The sequence below is a fragment of the Acidiphilium sp. genome (assembly GCF_049977125.1).
Lineage (GTDB): Bacteria > Pseudomonadota > Alphaproteobacteria > Acetobacterales > Acetobacteraceae > Acidiphilium.
Genome location: NZ_JBMFGY010000037.1, coordinates 1 through 1,589 on the forward strand (window position 1 = coordinate 1; position 1,589 = coordinate 1,589).

Below are 1,589 nucleotides of genomic sequence, written 5' to 3' on the forward strand. Positions count from 1 at the left end.
GATGGTGATGGCGGCGGCGTGGGTTGAGCCGTCGATCGTGTAGGCGAGATGGGCGGGTTGGCCGGCGGGGATTTCGGCGAGTGCCACTTTGAAGCTGTGGACATCGGTGATCGGGTGGCCGTTGACGGCGGTGATGATGTCGGCGGGCGCGAGTTTGCCGTCGGCCGGGCCTGAGGCGACGACTCCGCCGATCACGACGCCGTTGGCCGATTTCAGATGCCAGGCGCGCCGCATGTCGGCGGAGACGTGTTCGATCCGCAATCCGGCCCAGCCGCGGATCATGGCGCCGTGGGCGATCAGCGCGTCGGCCACGGGTTTGACCATGCTGGAGGGGATGGCGAAGCCGATGCCGACCGAGCCGCCGGAGGGGGAGTAGATTGCGGAATCGACGCCGACGACGTGGCCGTTGGCATCGAGCATCGGGCCGCCGGAATTGCCGCGATTGATCGCGGCATCGGTCTGGATGAAATTATCGTAGGGGCCGGAGCCGATGTCGCGGTGGAGGGCGCTGACCACGCCGGCGGAGACCGAGAAACCGAGGCCGAAGGGGTTGCCGATCGCGACCACCCAGTCGCCGAGTTCGAGGGCGCCGCTGTTGCCGAAGGTCAGGTAGGGGTCGGGGTGGCCGGTGTTGATTTTCAGGACGGCGAGATCGGCCTTGGTGTCGGCGCCGACCAATTTGGCGGTGTAGATGCGGCCGTCGTGCAGGGTGACCTTGATTTCGCTGGCGCCGGCGATGACGTGGTGGTTGGTGACGATATAGCCGTCCTTGCTGATGAAGAAGCCGGTGCCGAGCGCCTGTTCGGCGCGGGGCGGGATGATCAGGCTGCTGCCGTCGGCGGTTCGGGTGTCGGTTTTTTGAACCTGCCCCTCGCCCGGCGTGGTGGCGGCGCCGTTGTCGGGTTTGGGTTTCATCGGGTCGATGCTTTCGATATCGACCACGGCGGGCAGGGCGGCGCGGGCGATTTTCGCGATCGCGGGCGGGGTGGGGGCGGCTTCGGCGCGGCCGGTGAGGATCAGGCCGGCGGCGAGGATGAGGCCGGGCAGGGTTTTGCGCGATGTCATGGGAAAGAGAGTGAGGCGAGATCGCCGATCCGGCAAGAGATGATTTTTCGGATATCGTCCGGCGTGGTGCCGGCGGCGCGCAGGTCGCGCAGGCTGGCGGCGCGATCGCGCTTGGCGAGGCGGCGGCCGGAGGCGTCGGTGAGCAGGGGGTGATGGGCGTAGGCCGGGGTTGGCCAGCCGAACAGGCGTTGCAGGAGGATGTGGATCGGGGTGGTGGCGCGCAGATCGTTGCCGCGGGTGACCAGGGTGACGCCCTGGATCGCATCGTCATGGGTGACGCAGAGGTGATAGCTGAACGGGGTGTCCTTGCGGGCGAGCACGATATCGCCGTGCGGGGTGGGATCGGCGGTGATCCAGCCTTCGGTGGCTTCGTGGTAGCGCAGCGGGGCGGTGGCGCGGCATGCGCGATCGGTGTGCAGGCGCAGGGCGTAGGGGTCGCCGCGCGCGATGCGATCGGCGGCGATTTCGGGGTCGAGATCGCGGCAGGTGCCGGGATAGGCGGCTGGGGTGGCGTGCGGGGCGGC

General features: G+C 68.5%; 2 protein-coding genes. Both read right to left on the minus strand.

What is annotated here, in order from left to right:
* The coding region (locus ACP5E6_RS08015; RefSeq protein ID WP_427953592.1) for a S1C family serine protease at positions 1-1,065 on the minus strand (1,065 nt) is incomplete at its 3' end.
* Positions 1,062-1,589 (minus strand): glutamate--tRNA ligase family protein (locus ACP5E6_RS08020; protein WP_427953594.1); only part of this gene is annotated, 528 nt, incomplete at its 5' end. The genes ACP5E6_RS08020 and ACP5E6_RS08015, both read right to left, overlap by 4 nt.